Annotated in this window: 12 protein-coding genes and 1 pseudogene; 5 read left to right on the top strand and 8 right to left on the bottom strand. The window is 58.7% G+C overall.

What is annotated here, in order from left to right:
• Positions 1 to 8 precede the first annotated feature (8 nt).
• Positions 9 to 1,130: a GGDEF domain-containing protein gene (locus tag ACTG20_RS17010; RefSeq protein WP_005349944.1), complete on the top strand. Its 1,122-nt coding sequence runs from the start codon at positions 9 to 11 to the stop codon at positions 1,128 to 1,130.
• A gap of 33 nt (positions 1,131 to 1,163) precedes the next feature.
• Here the strand turns inward: ACTG20_RS17010 and ACTG20_RS17005 are convergent, their stop codons facing one another.
• Both ACTG20_RS17005 and ACTG20_RS17000 read right to left on the bottom strand, forming a co-directional pair.
• Positions 1,164 to 1,412, bottom strand: coding sequence for a YciN family protein (locus ACTG20_RS17005; protein ID WP_005338382.1), 249 nt, complete (start codon positions 1,410 to 1,412; stop codon positions 1,164 to 1,166).
• A 123-nt stretch (positions 1,413 to 1,535) separates the two neighbouring features.
• Positions 1,536 to 2,914: pseudogene (locus ACTG20_RS17000) on the bottom strand (MATE family efflux transporter).
• A 120-nt stretch (positions 2,915 to 3,034) separates the two neighbouring features.
• Here ACTG20_RS17000 and ACTG20_RS16995 point away from each other — a divergent pair.
• Together ACTG20_RS16995 and ACTG20_RS16990 are read left to right on the top strand one after the other, a co-directional pair.
• Entirely contained in the window at positions 3,035 to 3,892 is an 858-nt protein-coding gene (locus ACTG20_RS16995; RefSeq protein WP_194496500.1) for a helix-turn-helix transcriptional regulator, read from the top strand.
• A 69-nt stretch (positions 3,893 to 3,961) separates the two neighbouring features.
• Positions 3,962 to 5,656: an NAD-dependent malic enzyme gene (locus ACTG20_RS16990; protein WP_005338379.1), complete on the top strand. Its 1,695-nt coding sequence runs from the start codon at positions 3,962 to 3,964 to the stop codon at positions 5,654 to 5,656.
• An 85-nt stretch (positions 5,657 to 5,741) separates the two neighbouring features.
• On the opposite strand, the gene ACTG20_RS16985 is transcribed toward ACTG20_RS16990, so the two are convergent.
• The 4 genes from ACTG20_RS16985 to ACTG20_RS16970 form a co-directional block, all read right to left on the bottom strand.
• Positions 5,742 to 6,779 carry an OmpA family protein gene (locus tag ACTG20_RS16985; RefSeq protein ID WP_194496499.1) on the bottom strand — a complete coding sequence of 346 codons (1,038 nt, stop codon included), beginning with the start codon at positions 6,777 to 6,779 and terminating at the stop codon, positions 5,742 to 5,744.
• 232 nt (positions 6,780 to 7,011) lie between these two features.
• On the bottom strand, positions 7,012 to 8,010 hold the full coding sequence (gene ompA / locus ACTG20_RS16980; RefSeq protein ID WP_194496498.1) for a porin OmpA: 999 nt from the start codon (positions 8,008 to 8,010) through the stop codon (positions 7,012 to 7,014).
• A gap of 307 nt (positions 8,011 to 8,317) precedes the next feature.
• Positions 8,318 to 9,337: a porin OmpA gene (gene ompA / locus ACTG20_RS16975; RefSeq protein WP_115521314.1), complete on the bottom strand. Its 1,020-nt coding sequence runs from the start codon at positions 9,335 to 9,337 to the stop codon at positions 8,318 to 8,320.
• Positions 9,338 to 9,645: 308 nt separating this feature from the next.
• On the bottom strand, positions 9,646 to 10,242 hold the full coding sequence (locus ACTG20_RS16970) for a hypothetical protein (RefSeq protein ID WP_194496497.1): 597 nt from the start codon (positions 10,240 to 10,242) through the stop codon (positions 9,646 to 9,648).
• A 259-nt stretch (positions 10,243 to 10,501) separates the two neighbouring features.
• On the opposite strand from ACTG20_RS16970, the gene ACTG20_RS16965 reads away from it, so the two are divergent.
• Complete coding sequence (locus ACTG20_RS16965; RefSeq protein WP_026456659.1) at positions 10,502 to 10,768, top strand: helix-turn-helix domain-containing protein; 267 nt, start codon at positions 10,502 to 10,504, stop codon at positions 10,766 to 10,768.
• 204 nt (positions 10,769 to 10,972) lie between these two features.
• On the top strand, positions 10,973 to 12,313 hold the full coding sequence (locus tag ACTG20_RS16960) for an APC family permease (RefSeq protein ID WP_005338365.1): 1,341 nt from the start codon (positions 10,973 to 10,975) through the stop codon (positions 12,311 to 12,313).
• A 72-nt stretch (positions 12,314 to 12,385) separates the two neighbouring features.
• Here ACTG20_RS16960 and ACTG20_RS16955 read toward each other — a convergent pair whose 3' ends face one another.
• Positions 12,386 to 13,261, bottom strand: a complete 876-nt coding sequence (locus tag ACTG20_RS16955; RefSeq protein ID WP_005338362.1) for a patatin-like phospholipase family protein — start codon at positions 13,259 to 13,261, stop codon at positions 12,386 to 12,388.
• A gap of 46 nt (positions 13,262 to 13,307) precedes the next feature.
• The gene (locus ACTG20_RS16950) at positions 13,308 to 14,846 is read right to left on the bottom strand and encodes a sensor domain-containing diguanylate cyclase (protein WP_194496496.1); all 1,539 of its coding nucleotides are present in this window, start codon (positions 14,844 to 14,846) and stop codon (positions 13,308 to 13,310) included.
• Positions 14,847 to 15,010 lie beyond the last annotated feature (164 nt).

Genomic DNA, 15,010 nt, shown 5'->3' with positions numbered 1-15,010 from the left:
GACTCTGGATGCTCAAGTTGTCAGAGTTCTGGAGTGCGAGGGTTCACTCCGAAGACTTTACTCGTACTCGCATGGGCTTTATGACGGTGCGTTTGCGCCTGCTGACCTGCTTGCTGATGCTCGGATTGCCCGCCTGGGCCGTGGTGGATTGGCTGACCTTGCCCGCCGTTCATTTCGAGCAGCTATTCCAGGCCAGGATCTTCTGCACCCTGGCGCTCTCGCCACTTATTCCGCTCTCGTACCTCATTCACTTCAAGCGAGAACGGATGAAGCTGGCCCTTGGCTACCTGATGGCCGTGATGATGCTCTTCTCCCTCTTCTGCCTGAACAGCTTTGGCGCCGGACAGGAGTTGCAGGCGGGCTATGCGGCCTTTCCCTATCTGCTGATCACCCTGTTTGCCATCTTCCCCATCCCCCTCTCCCTCGGCTTGCAACTGGCAGGCGTGGTGCTGGTGACCATGCTGCTGGGTCACTGGCTGCTGGTGGGCCAGAGCATCTGGAGTCAGGCCACCCTGAATCAGGTGTGGGTGCTCGGCATGTTTACCATGGCCAGTTGCTGGGTGCAGTGCGGCCAGCTCAACATGCTGCTGCGGCTCTATCGGGAATCGACCACCGATGAGCTGACCGGCATGATGAACCGCCGCCTGCTGATGAAGCAGCTGGAGCAGGCCAGAATCCGGCTGCAACTCAAGAAGAAGCCCTTTGCGGTGATGCTGCTGGATCTCGATCGCTTCAAGCGGATCAACGATATCTACGGCCATCTGGCGGGGGATGCGGTGCTCAAGGAGGTGGCTACCACCCTGGGGGAGCAGCTGGAGCCTGACATGGTGCTGGGGCGTTATGGTGGTGAAGAGTTTGCCATCCTGATGCACAACTGCGCCGATCCGGCGCTGGCGAGCAAAATGGCCGAGCGGCTGCGCATTGCCGTCGAGGCGCGGCTGGTGAAGAGCCCCACCTCGGACGAATTGCTGGAAGTGACGGTGAGTATCGGGATTGCCATGGCTCGTTCCGATGACACCATCGATATTCTGATCAACCGTGCCGACGAGTGTCTCTATCAGGCCAAGATGGCGGGACGCAACTGCGTGGTGGTCGAGGGGCAGAACCGCGCAAAAACAGATGCCGCCTGAGGGCGGCATCCTGTTGGCAATGTGCTGGCGAGATCAGGCCAGTTTGTACTTGCCGGAGAGCTGCTGGGCCAGCAGCTTGAACATGTTGAAGACCGCCATGGTCTTGCCGGTCGGGGTGCCGTCTTCGGCCAGGAAATACTCCCCCTTGAACACCAGAATATCCCCCTTCTGCTCCACCGAGTCGGCGCGCATACCGTGGATGAAGTCTTCATGCTCTTTGATGATCTTGTTGGCCATCTCAAGCAGGGCCGTCTCGGTGATCAGCTCTTTCTGTGGTTGCATGCTCGTCTCCTTAAACGACTACTGGACAGGGAAATCGTGGATCCCTGTCTCTGATTGAAGAGGCACCCAGCATACTGCAAACAGGGTTTTTCTGTCATTGATATGACCCCGATTTGTGGCTGTTTATCCGATCACCAGATTCTTCAACCAGCAGCGTTGGCGAATACGGCGCTGCACCAGCAACACCTTGCTGAGCTCCTCCAGCAAGACCACCGCCACCACCCAGGAGAGGGGCCAGCCGAGCAGCGTGACCGCCACCCAGGCGAGCGGGATGCCGATGCACCACATGCCGACGATGTCGATAAAGATGCTGTAGTTCACATCACCGCCAGAGCGCAGCACTCCGATGATCCCCACCATGTTGAACACCTTGAGCAGCATCCCGAGGCACATGATGCCGAGCACCTGACCCGCTTCCGTCATCAGCTCGGGGGGCAGGTTGCCGACCCACTGCAACAGGTTGGCTTGCAGCAGCCAGACGATGATCCCCACCAGTAGCGCGCCAATCGGTGCCAGCAGCAGGAAGAGCTGGGAGTGCTGCCAGGCGACCTCGTACTCCTCGGCCCCGAGCCGGTGGCCGAGCAGGGTGGAGCAGGCCACCGCCAGTCCGAAGAAGAGGGAGATAAGGATGCTCTCCAGGGTGCCGAGGGTGGTCATGATGGCCAGCGAATCGGTGCCAAGATGGGCGTAGAGAAAGCCGTAAATCAGCATGCCGAAGGCCCAGAGGCCGTCATGGAACAGCAGCGGCAGGGCGATCAGGGTAAAGCGCACCACCTCCTTGCGCTTGAAGGCGGCCAGCCAGTCTGGTGCACGCGGGATCAGGCGCGCCTCATAACGCTTTACGTAGAGCAGCAGCAGGGCTGTCTGCAGCAGCCGGGAAATGGTGGTGCCCCAGGCCGAACCGGCGACCCCCATCGCCTCGAAGCCGAAGTGACCGAAGATGAGGGCGTAGTTGAGGATGACGTTGGCGATGATGGCGATAATGCCGATGCGGGTTGGCGCGGCGGCATTGCCGACCGAGCGCAAGGCTGATTCCAGCGGCACTACGATGGCGGTACAGAGGATGGTGGCGCCGGTGATCATCAAGAATTGATCCGCCAGCTCGCGCAGCGCCGGATCCTGACTGGCAAAACCCAGTACGCTGCCCGGTGATAACACATAGATGAAGGCAAAGGGTAGGGTGACCAGCAGGGCGCCCACTATGGCCAGCGCCAGGGAGCGGCGTACCCCGGCCATCTCCCCGCGCCCGAAGTATTGTGCTGCCAATACCGAGACCCCGCCCGCGAGGCCCGCTATCACCAGCAGATTGAAGAAGAAGACCCGGTTACCCAAGCCGACCGCCGCCACAGCCGTGGTGCCAAGCTGGCTCACCATCATGATATCGATGAGGCCGAGCAGGGAGAACATCATGGACTGTAGGAGACAGGCAGGGCCAGCCGCCACAGTCGGGTCATGAACTCGCGATCGGTGGTTTGTTTTAAAATCGCTTGCCAATAATTCATAGTTGTTAACCGGGTATGAGAAAAGCAAGGTTTGTCAGGGGTATGATAGGGGCTAGCGAGGCTCTTCTCACTGTGAGTAGCTCTCGATTTTCTTGTGTAAAACTATCCTGTTGAGGTGTTATGCCATTTGCCAGCGAGTGTCTGGAGATAGCGCCAGCCTGTGAAGAGCAGATGTTGGGACGTGAAGGGCTGCCCCTGCTCGGCGAGGCAGGGATCTTCCTGACCGGCCTCTCCCGGGTGCAGGATCACTACCTCATCCGTCGCAATCGCCCCGAGTTTCACATCCTGATGGTGAGTCACGATGAGGGGGGGGCGCTGCTCACCGACGAGGGGGAGCAAGCCATTCCGGCCGGGTCGCTGATTTTCCTGCCCGCCGCCGTGCCTGGCGGTCTCAAGCTGATTGGCGAAAGCTGGCAGATCAGCTGGATTTTGCTCGATGACGTGCCGCGCTGGCAGCACCTGCATCGTCTTGGGCACCGTATCTGGCAAGGGGATGGCGGCGATCAGCTCTACCATCTGCTCAGCCTGATGCAGGGGGAAGGAGTTCGCTCTTCGCTGCAACCCCAACTGCTCAGCCTGTTGCTGGCGCTGCTGGAGCGCACCCTGCAAGGGGAGGTACGCGGCACCCCTGAACTTAGATTGCAGGCACTGTTTCGCCGGGTGGAGGCGCGCCTGGACGAACCCTGGAGTGTCGCCCTGCTGGCCCGACAGATGGCTTGCTCTGTACCCCATCTGCACCGGCTTTGTCAGCAAGCGTTCGGTATGGGGCCGATGGCGAGGGTGACCGAGCTCAGAATGAACAAGGCGCGCCAGCTGCTGCTCTATACCAACTGGCCACTTGGCGAGCTGGCGGCCCGGGTCGGTTACAGCGATGGGGCCAACTTTGCCAACCGCTTTCGTCGTCTGACTGGTCAGACCCCCGGCGCCTTTCGTCGACTGGGTCGCAAACCTTTTGCAACGGATGTGCAAACTCTTTGAAATTAATGTGACAAGCCCCTAGGATCGGCGGGTCCCTGCGTCTAGCTAACCGTTTAGGTACCAAGATCCATGTTTGAAGATAATAACCAGAAACGTCCTCTCTACATTCCCTACGCCGGTCCCGCCCTGCTGGAGACCCCTTTGCTCAACAAGGGCAGCGCCTTCACCAGTGAAGAGCGCAGCAACTTCAACCTCGAAGGTCTGTTGCCCCAGAATATCGAGACCATCGAAGAGCAGGCCGAGCGCGCCTATCGCCAGTTCATGGCGTTTGGCAACGACATGGACAAGCACATCTACCTGCGCAACATCCAGGATACCAACGAGACGCTCTTCTACCGTCTGCTGCACAACCACCTGACCGAGATGCTGCCCATCATCTACACCCCGACGGTGGGCAAGGCGTGCGAGGAGTTCTCCAACATCTATCGCCGCGCCCGTGGCCTGTTTATCTCCTATCCGGATAAAGACAGGATCGATGACATGCTGCAAAACGCCACCAAGCAGAACGTCAAAGTGATCGTAGTGACCGATGGCGAGCGGATCCTGGGTCTGGGTGACCAAGGGATCGGCGGCATGGGCATTCCCATCGGCAAGCTCTCCCTCTACACCGCCTGTGGTGGCATCTCGCCCGCCTACTGCCTGCCGGTGGTGCTGGATGTGGGCACCAACAACCAGCAACTGCTGAATGACCCCTTCTATATGGGGTGGCGCAATCCGCGTATCTCGGGGGATGAGTACGCCGAGTTTGTCGATGCCTTCATTCAGGCGGTCAAGCGCCGCTGGCCCGATATCCTGCTGCAGTTCGAGGATTTCGCCCAGAACAACGCCATGCCGCTGCTCAACCGCTACAAGAACGAGCTCTGCTGCTTCAACGACGATATTCAGGGTACCGCGGCGGTGACGCTGGGCAGCCTGATCGCCGCCTGCAAGGCCTCCGGCGCCAAGCTCTCCGAGAAGCGGGTTGCCTTCCTCGGCGCGGGCAGTGCCGGTTGCGGTATCGCCGAGCAGATCGTGGCACAGATGAAGGCCGAGGGGCTGACCGATGCCCAGGCCCGCAGCCGTGTATTTATGGTGGACCGCTTTGGTCTTATCACCGACAAGATCCCCAACCAGCTCGACTTCCAGCGCCGTCTCTCCCAACCGGTGGAGCGCATCGCCGACTGGCCGGTGGGTGACAACATCTCCCTGCTGGAGGTGATGGAGCATGGTCGCCCGGACATCCTGATCGGGGTCTCCGGCCAGCCGGGGCTGTTTACCGAAGAGGTGGTCAAGACCATGCACAAGCACTGTGCCCGTCCCATCATCTTCCCGCTCTCCAACCCTACCTCACGGGTCGAGGCGACGCCGGCTGACCTCATCCGCTGGACCGACGGTCAGGCGCTGGTGGCCACCGGCAGTCCGTTTGCACCGGTGGAGCACAAGGGAAAACGCTACGTCATCGCCCAGTGCAACAACTCCTTCATCTTCCCGGGGATCGGCCTTGGCGTCATCGCCTCTGGTGCCACCCGGGTGACTGACGCCATGTTGATGTCGGCCAGTCGCGCGCTGGCGGAGTGTTCACCGCTGGTGAAAGGGGAGGAGGGCTCCCTGCTGCCGGATCTGGCGGATATCCATCAGGTCTCCCGCTACATCGCTAAGATGGTGGCCAAGACCGCCATGCTGCAGGGCAAAGCGGTGCAGACCCCGGACGAGGTGATCGATCAGGCCATCGACGCCAACTTCTGGCATCCGGAATATCGCCGCTACCGTCGCACCTCGTTCTGATTTCTGAGGGAAGTGGCCAAGCAAAAGGGATGCCTCGGCATCCCTTTTTACTGCACGTCTGACATGGTTATCGCCTCAAGATGAACTACTCGCTGCCGCCCTGTACACCGGTGACACGCACCTCTACCCGGCGATCCGGCCCAAGGCAGTCGATGAGCGCCGCCTTCGCCTTGATGGCATCACACTGGTTGCCGGTGACCGGATTACTCGCGCCATTGCCCTGGATGCTCACCTTGTCGGCAGGCAACCCTTTGCTGATCAGAAAGTCGGCAACGGTTTGGGCCCGAGCTTCTGACAACTTCTGATTGTTGGCATCCGAGCCGATACGGTCGGTATACCCCATCACGACCGCACTGCCATCCTTGGGCTGCACGTCGACGATCTGCTGGTAGAGATCGTCCAGCGCACTCATCCCCTCCTGTTTGAGGTCCGCTTTGCCAAAGGCGAACAGCACATCGGAACTGAGGTTGAAGGTCTGATCCACCACCTCCGGTTCGGCCGGTGGCGGGGGAACCACGACCGGAGCTGGCGTGGGGGCCGCTTCTTTGGGTTGGCTGCGGTTCGGGTGTATCACCAGCTCCAGCGTGGCGGTGCTGATGTCGCTGACCCAGCGCTGGGTGCCGCTGTTGGCTTTGCCGTTATCCGGGTCATCGCCAACGCGCACTATGTAGCGGTAGCGTGCCTGCAGATCGACCCAGTCATGGAGCCGGGCCGTCACTCCCAGACCCGCCAGCGGTGCCAGGTTGTCGTCCCCGCCATTGACCGACTCGACGTGATAGATATAGCCACCGCCCTCGGCAAAGAGCGAGAACATCTCGCTGAGCGGCAGGCGGCCAATGACTGACAGCGTGGCTCCCTTGCTGTTGAAGTCATGGCCGCTGATATCCCAGTCACCGGTGGAGAGATAGCCAATCTCGGCCCCCAGGTTTTCCGTGAAGTTGTAGCCGCCAAACAGGGAGAGCGCAGTCGCATCCTTGCCGACATCCTGACTGAAATCATTCAAATTGTGGGCAATGGCCCAGCCACCGCCAACCCCGGCATACCAGTCGTGAACCGGTTCCGCTTGTGCGCCTGTGCTCGCCAATGCCAGTGCAATCCACACAGGTTTTACTCTTATGTTCATCGCGTATCCTCGTCGATGTTTGGTGTAGTAGGGTTGCCTGCTGGTCAAACCCCACACTTATGTATAGGTGACGGGCTGTTTTTAACCACCAAAGAGGTATGGGGAGCGACACGCCGTGAACTAGGGCGCGAGACGGGAAGAGGAAGGGGGCAATAGAGGGTTACAAAGTGGGTGAAATAAGCGGCAAGAAAAAGGAGGCCAGGTGGCCTCCTTGTTATGTCGGACTGCAGGATTACTGTTGTACTTGCTGCACGCCGGTGACGCGTACTTCTACACGGCGATCCGGTGCCAGGCAGGAGATCAGCTGAGCCTTGCCCTTGACGCTGTTGCACTGGGTACCGGTGACCGGATTGGCTTCACCGCGACCTTCGATGGCAACTTTGCCAGCCGGCAGACCTTTGCCAACCAGGAAGTCGGCTACGGTACGGGCACGCGCTTCGGATAGTTTCAGGTTGTAGGCATCAGAACCGATACGGTCGGTGTAACCGACGACCACGGCGCTGCCATCTTTCGGCTGAACATCAACGATCTGCTGATACAGGGTGTTCAGCGCTGCGACACCTTCTGGCTTGAGGGTGGATTTGCCAAAGGCAAACAGCACGTCAGAGCTCAGGGCAAAGTTCTTGTCGACCAGTACCGGCTCGGGAACCGGCTCAGGCGCAGGGGCGGCAACCGGGGCAACATAAGAGGTGCGGTTCGGGTGCATCACCAGCTCCAGGGTCGCGACGCTCATGTTGCTTTCCCAAGTTTTCTGCTCGTCACCCAGATTCCACAGATAGCGGTAGCGCGCCTGCACATCGATAAGGTCGGAGAGCTTGGCAGTCAGACCCAGGCCCGCCAGCGGCGCAGTGCCGTTGTCGCTGTGGCCATTGCCGTTGACGTGATTGAAGTAGGCACCGCCTTCAGCAAACACCGAGAAGATATCGCCCAGCGGCAGGCGGGCGATACCGGAGAGGGTGGCACCCTGGGTTTTGAAATCGGCACCATCAACGCCCGCTTTACCGGCGTAGAGGTAGCCCAGTTCCGCTGCGTAGTAGTCGTTGAAGTTGTAACCGCCGAACAGGCTTAGCGCAGTGGCGTCTTTGTCAGTGTCTTTGCCAAAATCATCCAGACCGTGGGCATATGCCCAACCTGCACCAACACCGGTGTACCAGTCATCGGCAGCCTGAGCTGTGGTGCCTGCGGCGGCGAGCGCCAGTGCAATCAGGGTAGGAGCCATTTTGAGTTTCATCGGTTTATCCTCGTTGTGTTAGCCCATGTCGGGCAATGCACTTGTTTTTATTGCTGCGAAAAATCGCCAGCAAAGTGGATAGCGAAGGCTTTGGACTCTCATGATGCAGTGGCGTCATGGACAACAGACCGGACAAGAAGCGCTTTTTAGTGCTTATCCAATACCTTACAGGCGCAACTACTTTATGCTTTCGAGACGGGGCAGGCAAGGGCTGGGAGGGGGGGGTGAGGGATGCAAGCGAGAACTAGATAAACAAAAAGGGATGCCGCAGCATCCCTTTTTTTCGCACTATCTGAACGAGGTCAGATTATTGCTGAACTTCTTGTACGCCAGATACGCGAACTTCTACGCGACGGTCCGGAGCCAGGCAGGAGATCAGTTGAGCTTTAGCAGTTACGCCGTTGCACTTGGTGCCGGTAACCGGGTTGGCTTCGCCACGACCTTCGATGGCAACTTTGCTGGCAGCCATACCTTTGCTCACCAGGAAGTTGGCAACGGTACGGGCACGGGCTTCAGACAGCTTCTGGTTGTAAGCGTCGGAACCGATACGGTCGGTGTAACCAACAACAACAGCGTTGCCATCTTTCGGCTGGAACTCAACGATTTGCTGATACAGACCGTTCAGGGCTGCAACGCCTTCCGGCTTCAGGGTGTCTTTGCCGAAGGCAAACAGCACGTCTGAGTTCAGGGCGAAGTTCTTCTCTACAACTTGCGGAGCAGGAGCCGGCGCTTCTTCAACTACCGGAGCAGCTACCGGAGCTACGTAGGAAGTACGGAACGGGTGGTATACCGCTTCCAGAGTAGCGATGCTCTGGTTGGCTTTGTAACGCTCACCGTTGGCGTGCAGGTCAGCCACGTCCCACATGTAGCGGTAGCGAGCTTGCAGATCCAGCGCGTCATTTACCTTGTAAGTCACACCAGCACCGGCCAGCGGGGAAACTTTAGTGTCGCTGGTGCCCAGACCATCGGTGTGACCCCAGTAGGCGCCGCCTTCAGCGAACAGGGAGAAGTCGTTGCCAACCGGCATACGGGCGATACCGGACAGGGTGGCACCCTGGCTCTCGTAACGGTTGCCGTCGGTGTTGCCACGACCGGTGTACTGGTAGCCCAGTTCGGTACCGAAGTTTTCGGTGAAGTTGTAACCCATGAAGGCGTTGGCAGCAGCCGCGTCTTCCTGGCCTACATTGGTGTTTTCCAGCTTGTTCAGGCCGTTGAAGTGAGTAGCACCGACACCGGCACCGAAGTAGATGTCGTCAGCGGCGTGAGCAGCGGTAGCACCCAGAGCAGCCATGGCGATGGCGATCATGGAAGGAGCCATTTTCATCATAAAAAAATCCTCGTTGAGATCGCACGTTATTCACGTGCTTCACACTTTGTAATTTATGTAAGCTGCAGGCTCCGCCGTACGGCTGGCGTCGAGTCTGGCAGATGACCCGGCAGAACCGGGTTGCACACTCTCCTGGTGTGTCGAGTGCGCTGGCATGGCACGCAATGCGTGAGAAACCACTGCCAGGCAACTGATGTCATTCCGATGACGAGGCGCACTCTATGCCGATTTTAAAACATGATCAAGCTCACAAATGAGCCTTGTGGCAAATTGTGTCGTGCCCTTAACTGGCTGTTTATTTTGATTAATTAGTGATCCAGATAGGCCCTGTGCAGTTTCTTCTCCAGCTTCATATAAGCCTGAACCCAGTCGCTATGCGGGCTGGCCGGATTCGCTCTGGCGGCAAAGACCGCAAGGTAATCTGCCTGGGTTGCGCTCTGCAGCAGGGGGGTAAATGTCATCAAAAAATGTCGGGCCAGATAGGGGTCAAGGGGCCAGATGTTGAGGATGGCGCGAGCCACAGGCTGAACCGCAGCTGAACAGATGAAGTGGCGATGTCCCGCCTCCAGCCAGTCGGCCATCTCGCACATGCCCGATTCGGGCACCAGACCACCATCACCCGGGGTGGTTGCCAGAGCAATTGCCTGACCGTTTACCGTGATGAGCTGCTCATTGTTATGCAGGGTGCCGTCGTGGCTGCGCAAGGCCAGGTCCGGGCATGCCTGTTCAAGAAACAGGCTGCAGCTCTCCGGCAGGGCAGCCAGCAGTTCGCTGGTGTGGCTGGACATCAAGGCCGGAAGCCAGAATGCTTCGGCGCGATATTGTTCACCTTGCAGGCGCTGTTGTGCCAGTTCTTCTGTGCTGGATACGGGGTGCAGGCGAGAGATAATGCCGGGAAACGCCATACTTATTCCTCTTAATGGGTAGCCGGCGAATTATACGGTTTATTGGGATGGCAACAATAAAGGTTTCTTTTCGAGACTGTTTACCTGAGGCGGCAGAGCGATTACCATCCCCCCTTGAAGGCAAGGGTTGTCGCCGAAAGGCGCTCATAAAGATAGAGGCTCGACCATAACGAGTCCGTACAAAACTGATACACTTGACTACGAGTCGTCGCGAAAAATAAAAGGCGGATTAAATCCGCCAAACGGAGTATGGAACAATATGAATTCAAATATCGTCACTGTTGGCAAGAAGATCCGTCAGATCCGTGAAGCGGTTGGTTTGAGCCGTCCGAAGTTTGCTGATTTGCTGGGTGTTCCCCCCACAACCCTGAAGAACTACGAACTGGGTTATCGTGAAGTCGGTGGTGCCTTCCTGGTTGCCCTGGCTCATCACCCGGAACTGCACAAGTTCACTCTCTGGCTGCTGGCTGACAAAAAAGTCGCCGAAATCGGCCAGATTGGTCCGGACGATCTCGCCAAGGCGTAATCGTCACTGTGACAGATAGAGAAATGCCGCCTTCGGGCGGTATTTTTTTTGGGTCGCCGATCGATATTTTGATCTAACGCGCTTTGAATTATCCATGCAGGCCAACGAGAATAAGCGGCCCCGAAAAGTGGGCCCCTGGTGGTATCTGGCCACCTGAGCACTATTACATTCAGGATGATATGAGCAATCGTATGGAGTATGGGTATGAGCAGTAATGAGTTGGATAAACGCTATGGCCTGATGACTGCCATTGCGATGGTGGTCGGCGTGGTGATCGGCTCCGGTGTCTTCTTCAAGGCCGATGATGTACTGCGTCTGACTGGCGGTAATCTGGCCATTGCGCTGCTGGCATGGGCGCTGGGGGCATTTTCGATGATCTTCGGCGCGCTGGTGTTTGCCGAGTTTGCCCAGCGGATCGAAAAGTCCAACGGTATCGTCGATTATGCCGAAGCGGCATACGGCAAAATGTTTGGTTATCTGGTGGGGTGGTTTAAAGGCGTACTCTATTACGCCCCTCTTTCCGCCATCCTTGCCTGGGTCGCCGCTCTGTACACCATGATCTTGCTCGGTAGTGATAATCCGACCAACTCTGGTGCGACCTGGATACTGGCGGCTGTCTATATGACGGTCACCTATCTGATCAACTTCTATACCCCGGTTCTGGCGGGCAAGCTGCAAGTGGGTTCTACCCTGATCAAGTTGATCCCGCTGATCCTGGTTGCCATTGTGGGCACCATTTCAGGCTTGCTCAATGGTGTCACCGTGACCAACTTTGTGCAGGCAATGGATGGGATAGGAAGCACCGGAGGCACGCTGGCCACGGCCGTGGTTGCCACCGCCTTCGCTTATGAGGGGTGGATCGCCGCCGTGACCATCAACAGCGAAATTCGCGATTCCAAGAAGAATCTGCCCAGAGCGCTGGTGATTGGCACCCTGATAGTCTTTGTGGTCTATGTCACCTATTTTCTGGGGATCGCCAGCGTCTTGCCGACGGACGAGATAGTGGCGCAAGGGGATAACGCGGTAAATCTCGCGACAACCAGCCTGTTTGGCGGGACTGCCTCGACCATTTTGACCGTGTTCGTGATTATCTCCTGCCTCGGCACCCTCAATGGTCTGGTGTTGGCGACCATGCGCATTCCCTACTCGCTGGCGATCCGCAATCAGGGTCCTGCCCCCAAGTGGATGAGCCGTATCGAACCGCATCACCACATGCCAATCAACTCGGCCCTCGCAGCAGCCTTGTTGTCGGTGATCTACTCAGTGTTGTGGTACTGCAGCATCAACGAGACATTCGGTCGTTACATCGCCCTGGACGAGATGCCGATCGTACTGATTTATGGCCTCTATCTGTTCCTCTATGTCTGGTACATGCGCACCTTTACCGAGTTGGGCTGGATAAAGCGGTTTGTGATCCCGACCTGTGCCACCCTGGGCGCGCTCATCATTCTGTATGGTGGTATCACCAATCCCAGTCTGGGACTCTATCTGCTGGTCTCTGTGGGGGTGATTCTGCTCGGGTTGCTCTTCTACCGTAAGGAGTAACCGGGTAAGTGAGTTGAATAAAAAAGCGCCGAATGGCGCTTTTTTCATGTGTAAACCGCAGCATGTCGACAACTAACTGCCCAGCAACCCGAGGCGGCCCAGTTCATCCTTGAGCTGATCGAGGTTGCGCTCGACGCAAGCTTCCCCCTCGTTGATGGCATCGCTGGCGCGATGAAAATCCATGATGGAGAAGCTGCCAAGGCGCGGGCAGAGCTGGATCTCCGGCGGGTCACCGGCCATCCGGGCGCGGGTGATCCGCTCCTGCATGATGTTGATGGAGCCACTCATCACGCTCCACAGACCCGGGGTGGCTGGCGCGGATTCGCCGCGATTGAGCCACTGGCTGAGCAGGCCGCCGCTGCCGGGTTGATCCGGCTCGTCGGTCCAGGGTTGGTGCATATCGGTGTTGAGGTTGACCGCAATCACCACCTCGGCCCCCATGGCGCGGGCCAGCGAGATGGGCACCGGATTGACCACGGCGCCATCGACCAGCCAGCGGTCATTGATCCGGGTCGGGGTGAGGATCCCCGGCATGCCGCAGGAGGCGCGCACCGACTGGCGCAGCGGGCCCTGTTGCAGCCAGATCTCGCGGCCGGTATCGAGCTCGGTGGCGATGCAGGCGAAGGGGATGGGCAGATTCTCGAGATCGGGATCCCCCAGATGGCTGGCGGCAAGACCAAACACCTTTTCGCCGCGAAACAGCCCGCCGGAGAGGGCCGGGTCGAGCAGGCTGACCACCTGCAGGCGGGTAAAGCCGCGCACCCAGGTTTCCAGCCGATCCAGTTCTCCGGCGGCATAGGCGGCACCGACAAAGCTGCCGATGGAGCAGCCAGCGATCAAATCCGGTTTGATGCCGAGACGTTCAAGGGCGCGGATGACGCCGATATGGGCCCATCCTCTGGCGGCGCCGCTTCCGAGAGCGAGCCCTACGCGGGGTTTACGTGGCACGACAGTCCTCCAAAAAAGGGGTTGAGGGCTCAGCTTACTCCGAGAGTCAGGAGGCGTCACCCTGCCATCTTTCGCTGCGGTTGCGACCGTTGGCCTTGGCCTGATAGAGCGCCACATCGGCGCGGCGCACCGCTTCGTGCAGGGGAAGGTTCTCCTGGTGGGGCAGATAGCCGAGGCTGATGGTGACTTCCAGCCCGGGTTCGATGGCGGCCCAGTCGTGATCTGCCACCGCCTTTCTCAGCCGCTCCGCCAGCTCGCCGAGCTGCGTTGCATCTGCGCGGCCAATCAGCAGCAGAAACTCTTCGCCGCCCCAGCGGATCAGGTGATCTGTGGGTCTAAGCTGTTGCTGGCAGATCTGCACCAGCCGGATCAGCACGATATCGCCGACGGCATGGCCGAAGTTGTCATTGACCCGTTTGAAGTGATCCGCATCGAACATCAGGATCCCCGCTTGCAACCGGGACAGCTCTCCCGCCTGTTCCAGCAGCACCAGATAGTGGCGGTTGAAGGCGCCGGTGAGGGCATCGTGGCAGGAGAGGTAATTGAGCCGCTGGTTGAGGCGATGGGATCTCAGGTTGGAGAGGGCGGCCAGCAGCATAAAGAGGATGGCGAGCAGGGTCGGCGTGGACTGGCAGAGCATGGCCCACACCAGCGGGAGCAGGGTGACGTTGTGCACCAGTCGCAACGGAGTATCGGGGATTGCCATGGTCAGTTGCAATGCCCCTTGCCGCCACTGGTATTCGTCGGTCGGCTCGGGGTCTTGCGGCACCACGGGCTGGTGTGCGCTGCTGGCCAGCACCTGATGGTACTGATTGAGCAGCAGATACTCACCCAGCGCTGGCGCCAGCTGATTGAGCTGCGATTGCAAGCGTGAAAGCAGGATGTCCATGCTGATCATCCCTACCAGCGAGCCGTCCTTGTAGAGAGGCTGGGACATGGTGACCATGGTGCCCAGTCCGGCAAAATCTTCGTAAGGGCGGGAGAGAATGGTGTCCCGGCTGGGGTTGGGTGACATCAGTGCATCCTGCCAGTAGTGCTTGTCATAGATGCTGCGGGCAAAACGAAACTGGCTGGAGGGGATCCAGGGATAGAGGTAGATAAAGTTGTCCACGCCGGTGAAGTAGGCCCAGGCGATCTCGCTGCCCAGGCGCTGGCTGGCGGTGGACAACAAGGGGGAGAGGCTCAGGGCCAAATGAAGTTGCGCCTCCCGCGCACTGCCGGGGGGCGGCAGCGGGCCGTCACCGGTGAGGTTGCCCGCCAGTCCGGCTGGTAAATCCCCGGGGAGCTTGTCGAGGGCCAGCCCCTCTGGCAGTACCTCGATATGGCGATAGAGCTGGCGGGTGAGCACCGACTGGGGGTCGCTGCGCAGTCGCTCTTCGGCCTGCCCGCGCATTGCCTCCAGAAATACTTCGGTCTGTTTGAAACGATCCCGCAGGTAGATGGCGCTGTTGAGGGTATCACTCTGGTAGAGGCGTTCTATCTGTTTCAGGCTTTGCCGCAAGGTCAGACCAATCAGCAGGATGACCACGGCAAACAGGAGCCAGGTCAGGCGTGTGAGAAAGCGGTGGTCAGACATTTTGGGCATAGGCAGTCAGTCGGGTTGCGAAGGAAATTGTCGTTAGTGTATGCGATGTGGCGTGAAAACAAACGGCGCGACCTGAAACAGAGTGAGCTTATCCCGCTCTTGTTACGTTTTGTCACATTTATACATAGTCACGGCATAGTCTGGGGCTAAAATGGCCCCAATCT

Origin of the sequence: Aeromonas sp. 84A (genome assembly GCF_051919345.1) — a bacterium.
GTDB classification, from domain to species: domain Bacteria; phylum Pseudomonadota; class Gammaproteobacteria; order Enterobacterales; family Aeromonadaceae; genus Aeromonas; species Aeromonas veronii.
This window is presented reverse-complemented; position numbering and strand designations above follow the sequence as displayed.

Excerpts from the sequence above, each read along its gene's own strand:
- ACTG20_RS17010 (WP_005349944.1), top strand. The coding sequence starts at position 9 with ATGCTCAAGTTGTCAGAGTTCTGGAGTGCGAGGGTTCACTCCGAAGAC.
- ACTG20_RS16995 (WP_194496500.1), top strand. The coding sequence starts at position 3,035 with ATGCCATTTGCCAGCGAGTGTCTGGAGATAGCGCCAGCCTGTGAAGAG.
- ompA (WP_194496498.1), bottom strand. The coding sequence starts at position 8,010 with ATGAAACTCAAAATGGCTCCTACCCTGATTGCACTGGCGCTCGCCGCC.
- ACTG20_RS16990 (WP_005338379.1), top strand. The coding sequence starts at position 3,962 with ATGTTTGAAGATAATAACCAGAAACGTCCTCTCTACATTCCCTACGCC.
- ACTG20_RS16965 (WP_026456659.1), top strand. The coding sequence starts at position 10,502 with ATGAATTCAAATATCGTCACTGTTGGCAAGAAGATCCGTCAGATCCGT.
- ACTG20_RS16985 (WP_194496499.1), bottom strand. The coding sequence starts at position 6,779 with ATGAACATAAGAGTAAAACCTGTGTGGATTGCACTGGCATTGGCGAGC.
- ompA (WP_115521314.1), bottom strand. The coding sequence starts at position 9,337 with ATGATGAAAATGGCTCCTTCCATGATCGCCATCGCCATGGCTGCTCTG.
- ACTG20_RS16960 (WP_005338365.1), top strand. The coding sequence starts at position 10,973 with ATGAGCAGTAATGAGTTGGATAAACGCTATGGCCTGATGACTGCCATT.
- ACTG20_RS17005 (WP_005338382.1), bottom strand. The coding sequence starts at position 1,412 with ATGCAACCACAGAAAGAGCTGATCACCGAGACGGCCCTGCTTGAGATG.
- ACTG20_RS16950 (WP_194496496.1), bottom strand. The coding sequence starts at position 14,846 with ATGCCCAAAATGTCTGACCACCGCTTTCTCACACGCCTGACCTGGCTC.
- ACTG20_RS16970 (WP_194496497.1), bottom strand. The coding sequence starts at position 10,242 with ATGGCGTTTCCCGGCATTATCTCTCGCCTGCACCCCGTATCCAGCACA.